The sequence below is a fragment of the Helicobacter cetorum genome (assembly GCF_900198405.1).
Classification (GTDB): domain Bacteria; phylum Campylobacterota; class Campylobacteria; order Campylobacterales; family Helicobacteraceae; genus Helicobacter; species Helicobacter cetorum_C.
This window is the reverse complement of sequence record NZ_FZMR01000006.1, coordinates 12774-26526: the sequence shown is the minus strand read 5'-3', so window position 1 is coordinate 26526 and position 13753 is coordinate 12774. Positions and strand designations below refer to the sequence as shown.

Annotated in this window: 12 protein-coding genes and 2 tRNA genes; 2 read left to right on the top strand and 12 right to left on the bottom strand. The window is 36.4% G+C overall.

The window, feature by feature from the left end:
- Positions 1-52 precede the first annotated feature (52 nt).
- Both C6H25_RS02340 and C6H25_RS02335 read left to right on the top strand, forming a co-directional pair.
- Positions 53-127 (top strand) — tRNA-Asn (locus tag C6H25_RS02340).
- A gap of 17 nt (positions 128-144) precedes the next feature.
- Positions 145-219, top strand: a tRNA-Asn gene (locus C6H25_RS02335).
- A 170-nt stretch (positions 220-389) separates the two neighbouring features.
- Here C6H25_RS02335 and C6H25_RS02330 read toward each other — a convergent pair.
- The 12 genes from C6H25_RS02330 to moaC all read right to left on the bottom strand — a co-directional run bounded on the left by C6H25_RS02330 (position 390) and on the right by moaC (position 13747).
- Positions 390-2462: a heavy metal translocating P-type ATPase gene (locus C6H25_RS02330; RefSeq protein ID WP_104747875.1), complete on the bottom strand. Its 2073-nt coding sequence runs from the start codon at positions 2460-2462 to the stop codon at positions 390-392.
- Between the two features lie 61 nt (positions 2463-2523).
- Positions 2524-4047 carry a YifB family Mg chelatase-like AAA ATPase gene (locus tag C6H25_RS02325; RefSeq protein ID WP_104747874.1) on the bottom strand — a complete coding sequence of 508 codons (1524 nt, stop codon included), beginning with the start codon at positions 4045-4047 and terminating at the stop codon, positions 2524-2526.
- Positions 4044-4568 carry a peptide deformylase gene (gene def / locus C6H25_RS02320; RefSeq protein WP_104747873.1) on the bottom strand — a complete coding sequence of 175 codons (525 nt, stop codon included), beginning with the start codon at positions 4566-4568 and terminating at the stop codon, positions 4044-4046. The genes C6H25_RS02325 and def overlap by 4 nt, the downstream gene beginning before the upstream one ends.
- A gap of 4 nt (positions 4569-4572) precedes the next feature.
- Positions 4573-5163, bottom strand: a complete 591-nt coding sequence (gene clpP, locus C6H25_RS02315) for an ATP-dependent Clp endopeptidase proteolytic subunit ClpP (protein WP_199768916.1) — start codon at positions 5161-5163, stop codon at positions 4573-4575.
- A 25-nt stretch (positions 5164-5188) separates the two neighbouring features.
- Positions 5189-6538 carry a trigger factor gene (gene tig / locus C6H25_RS02310; protein ID WP_104747871.1) on the bottom strand — a complete coding sequence of 450 codons (1350 nt, stop codon included), beginning with the start codon at positions 6536-6538 and terminating at the stop codon, positions 5189-5191.
- A gap of 86 nt (positions 6539-6624) precedes the next feature.
- On the bottom strand, positions 6625-6957 hold the full coding sequence (locus tag C6H25_RS02305; RefSeq protein ID WP_104747870.1) for a chaperone NapD: 333 nt from the start codon (positions 6955-6957) through the stop codon (positions 6625-6627).
- Positions 6958-6985: 28 nt separating this feature from the next.
- Positions 6986-7762 (bottom strand): quinol dehydrogenase ferredoxin subunit NapH, encoded by a 777-nt coding sequence (gene napH, locus C6H25_RS02300; RefSeq protein ID WP_104747869.1) that lies wholly within the window; start codon positions 7760-7762, stop codon positions 6986-6988.
- A complete protein-coding gene (gene napG, locus C6H25_RS02295) occupies positions 7762-8526 on the bottom strand; it encodes a ferredoxin-type protein NapG (RefSeq protein ID WP_104747868.1) in 765 nt (254 codons plus the stop codon). The genes napH and napG overlap by 1 nt, the downstream gene beginning before the upstream one ends.
- Positions 8527-8540: 14 nt before the next feature.
- The gene (napA, locus tag C6H25_RS02290; RefSeq protein WP_104747867.1) at positions 8541-11390 is read right to left on the bottom strand and encodes a periplasmic nitrate reductase subunit alpha; all 2850 of its coding nucleotides are present in this window, start codon (positions 11388-11390) and stop codon (positions 8541-8543) included.
- Between the two features lie 116 nt (positions 11391-11506).
- Positions 11507-12346, bottom strand: a complete 840-nt coding sequence (locus tag C6H25_RS02285) for an outer membrane protein (protein ID WP_104747866.1) — start codon at positions 12344-12346, stop codon at positions 11507-11509.
- A 5-nt stretch (positions 12347-12351) separates the two neighbouring features.
- A complete protein-coding gene (locus C6H25_RS02280; protein WP_104747865.1) occupies positions 12352-13131 on the bottom strand; it encodes an HpaA family protein in 780 nt (259 codons plus the stop codon).
- A 118-nt stretch (positions 13132-13249) separates the two neighbouring features.
- The gene (gene moaC / locus C6H25_RS02275) at positions 13250-13747 is read right to left on the bottom strand and encodes a cyclic pyranopterin monophosphate synthase MoaC (protein ID WP_104747864.1); all 498 of its coding nucleotides are present in this window, start codon (positions 13745-13747) and stop codon (positions 13250-13252) included.
- Positions 13748-13753: the final 6 nt, after the last annotated feature.

The following is a 13753-nucleotide window of genomic DNA, read 5'->3' as shown; positions in this document are numbered from 1 at the left end:
TACTTGACTTTATAGAGAAATTTTACTATAATCTTATCACTTTTTTAAAGATTCCAGATTAGCTCAGCGGTAGAGTAGGCGGCTGTTAACCGCTTGGTCGTAGGTTCGAATCCTACATCTGGAGCCATTTGTTTAGCAATCTATTCCAGATTAGCTCAGTGGTAGAGTAGGCGGCTGTTAACCGCTTGGTCGTAGGTTCGAATCCTACATCTGGAGCCACTTCTACTAACCAACTTATATATAAACCCCTTGAATATTACTTGATTTTTTAAATTTTTAGAATGATAAAAAATATCGTTTAGAATTTACTCGTTTGTTAGATTTATCTTAATAGCAATAAAAATTCTAAAGTTAGCATAAATTTCCCCCTACCTTTATATCAAAACATTCTAAGCACGCATAGCACGCATAGAATTAGCCAAAGCTAATAATGCCACTCCTACATCGCCAAAGACAGCCTCCCATAAAGTTGCAAACCCCATAAGCCCTAGCACAATAAACACTGCCTTAACCCCTAAAGCAAATAAAATATTTTGCCAAATAATGCTCTTAGTTTTTTTGGCAATCGCTAAAACTTTCACTAAAGAAGACAAAGAGTCGTTAGTGATGATAATATCAGCACTTTGCTTGCTTAATTCTGAGCCATGCCCCATGCTAATACCCACATCAGCACTTGCTAAAGTTGGGGCATCATTGATGCCATCGCCCACAAAAATAGCCGGTGTTTTATAGCGCTCTTTAAATTCCTTAAATACGGCTGTTTTCTCTTCTGGCAACAAACTTGCATGATATTCACAATCAAGCATTTTAGCAATGCTTTGAGTTGCACTCTTCCTATCCCCACTCAAAATGCAAAAATGCTCCACTCCATGCACTTTTAAGGTTTCTAAAGTCTCTAAGGCATCTTCTTTAATCTCATCGCTAATAACAATATGTCCAATACACACCCCATTAAAAGATACATACACCACCGTTCCTCTGTCTAAAACGCAATAATCATGGCAGACATGAAATTTTTCTAGCATTTTTTCATTTCCAGCAATAATCAAATCTGTATGGCATTTTGCCTTAACTCCAAAGCCACTAATCTCTTCATAATCTTCTATGCAATGCTCATGGACAACCTTATCTTTTAAAAGCTCTTTGCAAGCTTTATTGATAGATACAGCAATAGGGTGTGTGGATAAAAGTTGCGAACAGCTTGCATAGCGTAAGACATCTTCCTTGCTATAGCCCTCTTTAGGAGAGATTTCTACCACTTTAAACACTCCCTTAGTGAGCGTGCCGGTTTTATCAAAAGCAATGCTTTTTGCTTGGGTTAAGACCTCTAAAACATGCACGCCTTTCATTAAAATCCCCTTTTTGCTCGCTGCTCCAACTCCACCAAAATACCCTAATGGCACTGAAATCACAAACGCACAAGGACAACTCACCATTAAGGCCACAAGCCCCCTATAAATCCACTCATCAAAACTCCCCATGTTTAACAAAGGAGGGACTACTGCAATTAAAAACGCTATAAAAAGCACGCTTGGAGTATAGTAGCGTGAAAACTTAGTGATAAATTTTTCTGTTTCACTTTTTTCATTAGCAGCACTTTGAACTAAATCCACCATTTTAGCAATAGAAGAATCTTGATAAGTTTTTTTCACTTCCACTTCAATCACAGCTTTTAGATTCAAGCTGCCCCCAAGCACTTCTGAAGTCTCTTTCACATTAACAGGCATAGATTCTCCGGTTAAAGCACGCTGGTCTAATAAAGTTTCCCCCTTAATAATCATGCCATCTACAGGGACTTTCTCACCCACTTTAACCACCACAATATCGCCAATCTTTAATTCCTCTGGGGCTATTGTTATAAGCTCCTCGCCCTCTTTTAAGCATGCTGAATGGGGGGCAACATCTAAAAGCGCCTTAATGGATTTTTTAGAGCGTGAAACAGCAAGTTTTTGCAAAAATTCGCCCGCTGAATAAAACACCATAATAGAAACACTTTCTTCATAAGCCCCCACACAAAAAGCCGCAATAGTAGCAATCAGCATTAAAGCGTTTTCATCAAAAAAATGCGCCTTTTTAAAGCTATAAAACGCTCCTAAAAACACATCTTTACCCGCATATAAATACACTAAACCAAGCAACACATACATGCTTTTTTCGATAAAAGCATGCGGTTCAAAATGCAATACCAACAATGCGCTTAAAAAAACGATGATTGTTGCGATTAAAGGGGTGAAACTCAAAGGTTTTTCTTCAATCACATCTTCTACAAATGAAAGACTTAAATGAGGCTCACTCTTTTTGATAAAGCCTTTTACTTGCTCAAAATCATTGGTATCTAACAACAATTTATTGGTGCTAAAAATGATTTGAGCTTTTTTGACATAATCTAGCTTGTTTAAAGCTTTTTCTAACTTAGCTGCACAATCTGGGCAATCTAAGTTATGAATATAGTATTCTTGCATTATTTTCCTTTTACACCCTAATAGGTTTTTAAGCGAGTATTATAGGATATATTTTCTATTTTTAAGAAATTTTTCTAAAACTTAATGCTTTGAGTATATGGGATTTTTCTATCTCTTGACAATCATTTAAATCTGCTATGGTGCGAGCAACTTTTTTGATTTTATTTACCGAACGCATAGATAGCCCAAAACGCTCAATAGCTTGGTCTAATAAATTTTGATTTTCACTATTTAGGGGGCAAAATTGCAGAATTTCTGCCTCATTTAACTTCCCATTAAAAGCGCTTTGCTGACGCTCTTTTTGGTGCTTAAAGACTTGCAAAACTTTTTGATGCATGTTTTCAGAAGTCCAAACATTTTGGCTTGGATTTTCTTTTTTGGAAGTTTCTTCCATTTGCACAAATAAATCTATCCTATCTAAAAATGGCTCGCTTAAGCGGTTTTTATATTGCGTGATTTCTCTATCTTGGCAACGACACACTTTAGTTTGGCTGAGTAAATTTCCACATGGGCAAGGATTTAAAGCCCCTACAAATAAAAATGAAGTGTTATATTCAATTTTGCTATGCACCCTTGAAATCACTAATTTATTATTTTCCAAAGGCTCTCTTAAGGCTTCTAAAATATCTTTCTTAAAATGAGGTAATTCATCAAAAAATAATAATCCATTATGAGCTAGAGCCACTTCACCGGGTTTTGGTTCTTTTAGGGAACTTGAGCCTAAAATACTAGATTTTGACGCGCTTTGATGAGGGTTTCTAAAACTTCTTAAAGGGCTATATATGCCCTCTTGCTCGCTTAAAATACGCAATTTTGTGGTCTCTAGGATTTCATTCAAACTCAAAGGGGGTAGAATATAACGCATGCGATTAACCATCATGCTTTTTCCACAACCAGGACTTCCCTCTAAAAGCAAATTATGAAACCCTGCACTTGCAATTAATACAGCCTCCTTGGCAATATTTTGCCCTCTTACTTCCTTAAAGTCTAACTCATAATGATTAGAAAAATAATATTCTTTATTATCAATCTCTATTGTTTTAAAAGGTAAATTCTTAATGTAAGCATGCGCTTTACTCTCAGGGTTTTGCAAAATCTCTAAAGCCTCTTTAAAATGCTCCACAAAAAAACATTGCAAATTAGGGATTAAAGAAATAAGCTCTTTGCCTGCTTTAGGAACAATGATTTGAGCGTTAGGGTGCTTAATGGCAATATCTAAAAGCATAGGGAAGATATTTTGATTGTATTTAATCTTGCCATCAAGTCCTAATTCTCCAAAAGCAAACCACTCTTTAAGGGCTAATTCTTGTTTTTGTAAAGCTACCAAAAGAGCGATAGGCAAATCAAAATGACTGCCAGATTTTGGCAAATCAGAGGGCGAAAGATTAATAGTGATTTTTAAAGGTGGAAAAGTGAAGTTATTGTTTTGCAAAGCAGACTGCACCCTTTGCTTAGCCTCTTGAATAGAATTGTTAGCCAAGCCTGAAATCACAAATGCCGGTAAGGCTCTAGTAAAAGTTGCCTCTACAGCCACGACTTCTGCCAAACCTCGTTGCATGGTCGCACAATAAATTGTATTAATCATGGCTTGTTTTTATATTTTTGTTTTCTGCTCAATTCTTTTTCAAATTTTTTGCGCTTGATAATAGAAAGCTTATCTACAAATAATATGCCATCTAAATGATCCATTTCATGCTGAATGGCTATCGCTAACAAATCCTTTGCTTTTAAAACTTTTAACTCACCATAGCGGTCTTGATATTCTATGGTAACTTCCTCAAAACGCTCCACTTCTTCATAAAATTCAGGAACTGAAAGACAGCCCTCATTCCACTTCACAATCCCTTTAGTCTCTATGAACTTTGGGTTAATAATTTCTAGGCAGTCTTCTTTGTATTGTTTGTCATCTTCTCTAGGAAGATTGATAAGCAACATTCTTAAAGCTAAATTAACTTGAATACCAGCTAGTCCTATCCCCTTACCTACTATCATAGTCTCATACATATCGTCTAATTGCTGATGAAGTTCCTTATCAAAAGAGACCACTTCCTTAGAAATAGTTCTTAAGATTTTTGAAGGATAATGCACGATTTCTAATAAAGCCATGGGCTTATTTCTTCACCTTTTTTTGCAACACTTGGTCAATCAAGCCATAATTTTTTGCCTCTAAAGGATTCATATAGAAATCTCTATCTGTATCTCTTTGGATTTTTTCTAAAGTTTGATTGGTATTTTCTGCTAAAATAGTGTTCAATAACCCTTTAAGCCTTAAAATCTCTTTAGTGGTGATTTCAATATCAGTCGCTTGTCCTTGAGCCCCTCCTAAAGGTTGGTGAATCATAATGCGTGCATGGGGTAAAGAAAAGCGCTTGCCCTTAGCTCCAGAGCTAAGCAAAAACGCTCCCATTGAAGAGGCTTGCCCCATAGAGATAGTGCAAACATCAGGGCGAATGAAATTCATTGTATCATAGATACTAAAACCACTTGTGATAATGCCACCGGGAGAATTAATATACAAACTAATATCTTTTTCTGGGTCTTCAGCCTCTAAAAACAAGAGTTGTGCCACAATAGAAGAGGCTAAATCATCATTAATTTCGCCACTCAAAACAACAATGCGGTCTTTTAAAAGGCGCGAATAAATATCATAACTGCGTTCTCCACGCCCTGATTTTTCTATTACAAAAGGGACATAACTCATAATCCTAACCTACCTTTCTTAAAATTTATTGGGTATTTTTTGAAGTTTGTTTCAAACTTTCAATCATCTGTTGTTCTTCTTTAGACAATTTTTGGTCTAAAAAATGCGTAAGCACTCTATCTTCAATCATCGCCATTTTAACAGCTGGGAGCATGTTGTTTTGTCGGTATTGCTCAATGAGGTTTTGTGGGTTTTGCCCTGTCATCATAGCCTCATAATATAAGGTTTGAAATACTTCATTATCATGCACAAAAATTTCTTCTTGTTTAGCCAAAGCATCTACAATAAAAGTAACTTTCACACTCTTTGTAGCATCTTTTCTAAAAGATTCACGCTTTTCTTTAGCTTTTTCTTGATTTTCTTGGAGAGCCTTCATTTCTTCTTCTTGCATAGAATAGAATGCGTTTCTAAACAATAAATCCATTTCTTGTTCTACAATAGTTTTAGGCAAATCAAATGAAAACTTCTCATCTAAACTTTCAATGAACTTTTCTTTCAGCTCTTCATTATAAAGCTTGGTCTTATTCTCCACAAAAAGCTGTCCTTTTACTTTGTCTTGTAAGGTAGCAAGGGTAGCATTTTCTTCTTGAGCTAACACATTTTTAGCAAATTCATCATTGATTTCAGGAATATCACGCACTTGGATTTTATGCAACTTCACTTTAAAGCTTGCCCCTTTGCCGGCTAAATGCTGGGCATGATAGTCGCTTGGAAAAGTCAAAGGAAATTCTTTTTCTTCGCCTACTTTCATGTTTAAAATCGCTTTTTCAAACTCTTCTAACATTTGCTTGCTACCAAGTGAAAAACTAAAATTCTCAGCCTTGCCACCCTCAAAAGGTTCATTATCAATAAAGCCTTCAAAATCAATTGTTACCACATCATCATGTTGAGCCTCTTTATGCTCTTTAGCATCAATAAGTTTAGCATAGTCTCTAGCAAGCTTTTTTAGGCGTTCTTGAATCTTATCTTCAGTTACAGCCTCCACTTCAAAGCTAGGTGCACAATCTTTAATCGCATCTAAAATGATTGTTGGTTTTAACCCTACGCTCATTTGCACTTCAAAACAATCGTCTTTTTTTTCAAACTTAGTGATATGAGGGCTACCAATTAAATCCTTATTTTCAACCCCTAATTCTTTGAGAGCGTCTTTTAAGATTTCTTGCACCATTTCTTCTTGGGCATCTTGTTCAATATTGGCTTGGTAGCGAGTTTTAATAAGACTAAGAGGAACTTTACCCCTTCTAAAACCATCTATCTTAGCATTTTTGGCAACCTTTTGAGCGATTTTCTCATAGCGTTTTTGCATATCTTGCATAGAGGGTTTAGCGCTCACTTGAGCGTTAGCTGTATCAAGTTTTTTAACTTCAAGATTCATGCTTTTCCTTAATCATTAAAAAATAAAATGTTATAAGTTAGTTATTATAGCTGAATTTGCTTTAATCATAGTTTAGAAAAGCTAGTTCAATAACGCCTATAAATATCACCATAATAGCAAAAATCTTGTGCTTTTTGAGCGTTTTCAATACTCTCTAGGGCATTAGAATGTTCAGCTTTTTCTCTCTCTAGCTCTAAATTTTGATAGCTAAATGCCATATAAATTTGGCTAACCTCTTCTAATGCCTCTAAAGTTTTATAAATCTTTAATTCCGTATCCAAATTTTCACTCTCAATCACTACCACAAGTTTAGAAGACGCTTCTAGTTCAACGCTACAGCCTTTAATTAAACCAATCTTTTCTTTTAAGCTTTTGAGATTTTTAGATTCACATTCTAAAACCACGCTACTAATATTCATTATTTAGTCTCCTTCTTGGTCGTAGCACCTATTTTTGTTTCAATAAATCCACTAAATTAAAATTCAAAGCGTCATCATTGCACACTTCAATACAGCGAGCGCATTCAATGCACTCCCCATTTTTAACCCACTCACTTCTTTTGCCTATCATCGTTAACACTTGAACTTCAGGGCATACTGCAAAACAGCGATCGCACCTTGTGCATTTATGAGCTTGGTGTGAGATTTTTAATAATGAAAAGCGTGAAATAATGGCATAAAACGCCCCTAAAGGGCAAAGTTTAGAACAAATCAGGCGTTCGGCTAAAAATAAATCCACACAAAAAATCACAAACGCTACCATAAGCCATGAAAGCGAACCAAAAATAATGCCTCTATGCACCACGCCAATATAAGAAATCCCCTCAAATACAGGGAACCCTAGCACAAAAGAAAGAATAAGGCATAAAGCTAGTATGTAATAGCGGGTATTTCTATGGATATTTAAGGCTTGTGAACGCCTAAAAATGGTTTTTTCTCGCACAAAATGCGCCAAATCAGTAATCATGTTAATAGGACATACCCACGCACAAAACGCTCTTCCAGCAACAAGAGCATAAAACACCAGCACAACCACAGCCCCTATAAGAGCCTTAACCCCCATGCTAAAGCCTGCTAAATATAATTGCAAGATAGCAAAAGGGTCGCTTAATGGAATGGTAGAAAAAAGCACTGAAGAACTTAGATTCCCCTTAAAACCTAGTTCAAAAATAAATAAGACTAAAATCCCTACTTGCACCAATCGTCTAGCTATTAAATAACGCATTATAGCCCCTCATTGAGATAATCTATAGCCTTTTGTTCATTTTTTGGCAAAGTTGCACCTTGAGCTTTTTTGACACGCTCTTGGTCTTTAATATCCCAGCCTTTCACATAGTGGTTGCCTACTTCCCCCAATACAAACTCTCTAGGCAACACTCTAATAGCGGGTTCTTTAGTAATGCAAGCTCTCTCGCATAAACCACAACCTACACAAACATCATTTTTAACCACAGGCAATAAAAGTGCATGCCTATTAGTGCGTTCGTTATGCTTTTTTTCTAAAACAAGTGCTTCATCTATCAAAGGACAAGCCCGATAACACACATCACATTGTATTCCCCAAAATGCCACACATGATAGAGAATCTACAACAGCGATGCCTATTTGAACTGAACGAATGCCCTTTTTTGGCTCTAAATGGCTTTTTAAAAGTGCATCAGTAGGGCATTCTTTTATGCATGGCAAATCAGAGCATAGATAGCAAGGAATTTCTCTAGCTTTAAAATAAGGCGTTCCTATATTCGCTAAATCTAGCAAGCTTGCCAATTTCAAAGTGTCATAGGGACAAGCTTTTACGCATAGCCCGCAACGAATACAAGCCTCCAAAAATCGTTTTTCATTTTCAGCTCCGGGAGGACGCAAGAAATACCCCTCCTTACCTTTTAAGAAAAAACCCCCTACAAAGCCCGCACTCACACAAAGACTAGCACCCTTTAAAAAGGTGCTTAGAAATTCACGCCTAGAAGAACTCCCTTGCTCTTTTTCCATAACTTCATTCTTTGTTAGGCGTTAAGCACCTTAGTGATTTTTACAGCACACTTTTTATAATCAGTTTGCTTTGAAATAGGACAAGTAGCGTCCAAACAAACTTTATTGATATACACTTTTTCATCAAACCAAGGCACATACACTAACCCCATAGGTGGTTTGTTACGCCCTCTTAAATCCACTCTAGCCTTGACCTTACCACGCCTAGATTCAATCCAAACCAAATCGCCTTGTTCCACACCAAGCTTTTTAGCATCTTCTTCATGCATATAGCACCTAGCCTCTGGCACCGCACGATATAATTCTGGCACTCTCATAGTCATAGTGCCACTATGCCAATGCTCTAGAACACGCCCTGTAGCTAACCAAAAAGGATATTCTTTACTAGGGCGTTCAGGGGCTTTCATAAAGGGTCTAAAAAATACTTTAGCCTTGTTAGTGATAGCATGTGGCTCTTCATCTTTAGGAGCTTTTAAATCCCCATGCACTAACTTCTTATGAGCCTTTCCATAAAATGCAAAATCGCTATTAGGACTAGCTTTTTTAGCGTAAGGGTCATATTTAGTGTTAAAACGCCATAGAGTCTCTTTGCCATCAACCACAGGCCATCTTAAGCCCCTAACTTTATGGTAATCATCAAAATAAGCTAAGTCATGCCCATGACCAAAGCCAAATTTGCGGTATTCCTCCCACAAATATTTTTGAATGAAAAAGCCATAGCCCTTAAAGACTTTCCCATCACTCCCCACTACATTACGCTTATCCCCTAGCATATCAGAGTTATCAACCCCTTTAGTTACTAAATCACTTGCTAAAAATTTCTTAGCCTCTTTGTTAGCAAACAAAACTTCATAGAGCGTGGTATTTTCATTATAACCCATTTTTTTAGCCTCTTCTAACACACTAGGCAAGGTAAGCTTATTATCAATTTTATGCTCTTTCCACACTTCTTTGAGCTTGAAACGCTTAGCAAATTCCATAATCTGCCAAGTATCGCTCATCGCACTTCCTACAGGAACTACTTGTTGTTTCCAATGCTGGGTGCGTCTTTCAGCATTCCCATAAGCCCCCCATTTTTCATAAATCATGGCTGTTGGTAAAATCAAATCTGCTACTTTAGCACTAATACCCGGATAACAATCACTCACCACAATAAAATTATCCATTTCTCTTGCAGCTTTTATCCAATGGTTCGCATTAGCAGTATTTTGCCAAGGGTTATTGACAGCTACCCAAGCAAATTTAACCTTACCATCTTCTAAGGCTCTCATCATTTGTAAGAAAGGATAGCCGGGCTTTGGATTGATAGTCCCACTTGGAAGATTCCAAATTTTTTCAGCTAATTTTCGGTGCTCTTCATTAGTTACAACCATATCTGCCGGTAAGCGAGCGTTAAAAGTCCCCACTTCTCTAGCAGTTCCACAAGCACTAGGCTGACCGGTTAATGAAAACGCTCCACTACCGGGCTTAGCTTGCTTACCTAGTAAAAAATGCACCATGTAAGCTTGCTCATTCACCCAAGTGCCTCTAGTGTGTTGGTTAAAGCCCATTGTCCAAAAGCTCACTACTTTTCTATCTTTTTGAATATAGAGCTTTGCTAATTGCTTGAGTTTTTCACTAAAACTTTCTAAAGTCTCACTTCTATCCCCCTTAGCGACTTTTGCAACATATTCTAAAGTGTAAGGCTCTAAGCCTTTCTTAAATTCTTCAAATGAAATCTCCCAATGTTTACCGGCCTCTTTTTGGTGTTTCATCTCAAATTTATCGCCCTTTTTAACGCCTAAATGCTTTAGAGCGATAGCCTCTTCTTCATCTAAAATGATTTCATTTTGCTTTTTTACGGTATCTTTCTCACTTGCCTTGAAACTAGGGTGATTAGGATTATCTCGCATACCATAGCCAATGTCAGCAAACCCTGTAGCAAAAACAATATGTTTTTTTAAGAATTCCTTGTCCATAGCCTCTGGGTGGTTATATACAATCTCTCTAGCAATATAATTCCAAATCGCTAAGTCGGTGTTGGGCTTGAAAATAATTTCAATATCAGCGATACCAGAAGAGCGATTACTGAAGGTTGTTAAATTGACAACTTTAACTCTTTCAGGGTTACTCAGTCTTCTATCACTTACTCTAGCCCATAAAATAGGGTGCATTTCTGCCATATTTGCCCCCCAAGTGATAATAGTATCAGTCAATTCAATATCATCATAACACCCACTTGGCTCATCAATCCCAAAAGTCTGTATGAACCCCCCTACCGCACTAGCCATGCAATGTCTAGCATTAGAGTCAATATTATTGCTACGCCACCCAGCTTTTAATAATTTAACTGCTGCATAACCCTCTTGAATAGTGTATTGCCCAGAACCAAAAATCCCCACACTACTTGGTCCCATTTCGTTATAGGCTTTTTTGAATTGCTTTTCCATTTCATCAAAGGCTCTCTTCCATGAAACAGGCTTGAATTTCCCTTTTTTATCAAACTCGCCTTTTTCATTCACCCTTAATAGTGGCTCTACTAATCTGTCTTCGCCATACATAATTTTGGCATTAAAATAACCCTTAATGCAATTCAAGCCACGATTGACCGGAGCAATAGGGTCGCCCTTAACGGCAACAATTTTGCCATTCTTTTTAGCCAACATAATCCCACAGCCTGTGCCACAAAACCTACAAGGGGCTTTATCCCACTTCCAATTTTCTTGATTTTCGCCAGCTTTAGCCTCTAAGTCGCTAGGCAAGAACATTCCAGCACTACTAGCCGCACTTGCAACAGCAATAGATTTAATAAAATCACGACGAGAATACAAAGAAGCAGTTGAGGAAGTATTTTTAAGAAAATCTTTATCTAAATTTTGTCCCATAATTTTACTCCTTAGATTATGGCTTATCAACCTTTAGCTTAACATTTTGAGTGCATTATAACTTAATCAAATTAAGGTTTTCCTAACAAGTAAGAATTTTGCAACAACAAATTTTCTTAAAAATCATAAGTAGAAGTGAGATAAACAGATAAATTACGCTTAAAATTAAGAGTATATAAAGGAGTTTTAAAATAATGATTAGTTAAAAAAGGAATGCGTGTGCCAAACTCTATCGCCCAATTCTTATGTCTTGAAAAGCGGTAGCGATACCCCGTATTCAACATGACTTGAAACATAGTGGGCTTATAAGTTGCAAAAGGCTCTTTAGACCATTTTTTAAAAATATCAGTTTCATAAAACCAAGTTTCTCCCACTAAATTTACCCCTAAAATAAGCGTTCCAAAAGCACGCCTATATAAAATGTCAGCCCCTACACCATAAATAAGAGTGTTAATAAAGGTTTCTTTTCTTTCTAGCTTTTTTTGATAGCTATTAGGAATGCCCGCATCTTTCATCAAATCAGAACGATAAGAAAAATCATCTTTGGGTAAAAAACCATAAGCATAATCCAAAAAGGCATAGTAGCGAAAACCATAACGCCCCCTTTTATCAAAAAAATGCTTGTAACCAAGAATGAGACTGATTTCTGCAAAAGGAATATTTTTGTATTGCGAATGGCTTTTAAGTTTTTGCATACTTTGTAGCCATGACATTTGCACCACGCTTGTGCCATAATAACGAGAATTTTTATCTAAATTAAAGGGTTTTTTCTTGGCTATTTTAGGCTTGATAAAACATGGTGTCTTTGTCTCATCTCTTAAACATTTTTTCTTTAAAAATCTACGATAGCCTAACTCTTCTTTTTCGGGGATTGAATAGGTGTAATCATTCGCATCTAAAGCACACAAGGAGCTTAAAAAAACTCCTAAATAACCCCCTCCAATTTTCTTATTCAAGTGCTTTAAAGTTGCTTGTTTTTCTTATTTTTCAACTCTTGAGCGTCTTTTTGATAAGCCTCTAAATTGCTTTGAGTGAGTTTCCTGTCAATCTTTTCCATAATATCTTTAAAAATCTTATTTAAGGCGTTTTTAATCGCATCGTTAGAATTATCTAAGCCTTTAACCATAGTGCTAACTAATCCCCCACTATGACTTGAATGAGTGTTACGAATAAACTTTTCTTGAATATCTAACTCGCTCAAATCAATCATAAAAGAATCTAATGCTTCACCACTCATAGGCTCAATCAAAACCACTTTAATAAAGCCGGCTGAAACTAAAATCCCTTCCATTTTATCCAAACCGGTAGAAAATAATAATCCGGGTTCTGATTTTTTCTGCGTGGTTTTTTTAGGGTCAGGGCGTAAAACAATTTCTCCGCTCATAGCAATCGCTAAATACCCCTCTTTTTTCTGTGCAAAAGATAAATCACTCTTTTCACTACCCTCTATGCTAACAACCTTATACCCTTGATTTTTTAAAATATCTTCAGTTTTAAGTGTAACTTGGTTTTTAAATTTGTTCTCATACTCTTTAGCAATATTATCACTATATTGTAATGAAGGTTTTAAAAGCAAAATTTTCTTTTCCAAAGCCTTAGCACTATGCGTGTTTGTTTGATAAGCTAAGTTCAATGCAACATTATTTGTTTCTACAATATGCGGACTACAGCCTACTAATAAAGCCAACACACTCGCCCCAAAAATACATTGTCCTAATAAACTCTTCATATTATTTTGCATGTCTATCCTTATTTAAAACTTATATATTAGCTAACGACCCAATCGGCGTTCATAAACTATTCTAAAACTTTTATTCTACCTTAATATTGTTTAAGCCTAGCTAGAAAATTGAATATTTTTAAGCGTTTTCTTTATTAAAACCTTTTTGACAATCATAAATTCCGCTCTTCCCTCCACTCTTATACTCTAACATCACATCGCTAATAACCATGCTTTTATCTATCGCTTTTACCATATCATAAATGGTTAAAAGCCCAATGCTCACGCTAGTTAAAGCCTCCATTTCTACGCCTGTTTTAGCTTGAGTTTTCACTCTTGCATAGAGTTTAAAACTATAAGTCTCTTTTTCTTCTAAAATATCAATATCCACCCCATTAAGCGTGATTGAATGACACATAGGAATCAATTCGCTTGTCTTTTTAGCTCCCATAATCCCAGCAATAATAGCGGTTTGCAACACAGGGCCTTTTTTAACATAGTGATTAACAATGGCCTCATAAGCCTCTTTATTCATGCTAATACGACCGCTTGCTAAAGCAATACGCTCAGTTACTTCTTTATTTCCTACATCTACCATTTTGGGTTGGTTTTGCTCATTTAGATGAGAAAGTTCCATATTTTA

What these genes read in the sequence shown, in the direction of transcription:
- C6H25_RS02330 (WP_104747875.1), bottom strand. Translation starts at nt 2,462, where the DNA reads ATGCAAGAATACTATATTCATAACTTAGATTGCCCAGATTGTGCAGCT.
- C6H25_RS02325 (WP_104747874.1), bottom strand. Translation starts at nt 4,047, where the DNA reads ATGATTAATACAATTTATTGTGCGACCATGCAACGAGGTTTGGCAGAA.
- def (WP_104747873.1), bottom strand. Translation starts at nt 4,568, where the DNA reads ATGGCTTTATTAGAAATCGTGCATTATCCTTCAAAAATCTTAAGAACT.
- clpP (WP_199768916.1), bottom strand. Translation starts at nt 5,163, where the DNA reads ATGAGTTATGTCCCTTTTGTAATAGAAAAATCAGGGCGTGGAGAACGC.
- tig (WP_104747871.1), bottom strand. Translation starts at nt 6,538, where the DNA reads ATGAATCTTGAAGTTAAAAAACTTGATACAGCTAACGCTCAAGTGAGC.
- C6H25_RS02305 (WP_104747870.1), bottom strand. Translation starts at nt 6,957, where the DNA reads ATGAATATTAGTAGCGTGGTTTTAGAATGTGAATCTAAAAATCTCAAA.
- napH (WP_104747869.1), bottom strand. Translation starts at nt 7,762, where the DNA reads ATGCGTTATTTAATAGCTAGACGATTGGTGCAAGTAGGGATTTTAGTC.
- napG (WP_104747868.1), bottom strand. Translation starts at nt 8,526, where the DNA reads ATGGAAAAAGAGCAAGGGAGTTCTTCTAGGCGTGAATTTCTAAGCACC.
- napA (WP_104747867.1), bottom strand. Translation starts at nt 11,390, where the DNA reads ATGGGACAAAATTTAGATAAAGATTTTCTTAAAAATACTTCCTCAACT.
- C6H25_RS02280 (WP_104747865.1), bottom strand. Translation starts at nt 13,131, where the DNA reads ATGCAAAATAATATGAAGAGTTTATTAGGACAATGTATTTTTGGGGCG.
- moaC (WP_104747864.1), bottom strand. Translation starts at nt 13,747, where the DNA reads ATGGAACTTTCTCATCTAAATGAGCAAAACCAACCCAAAATGGTAGAT.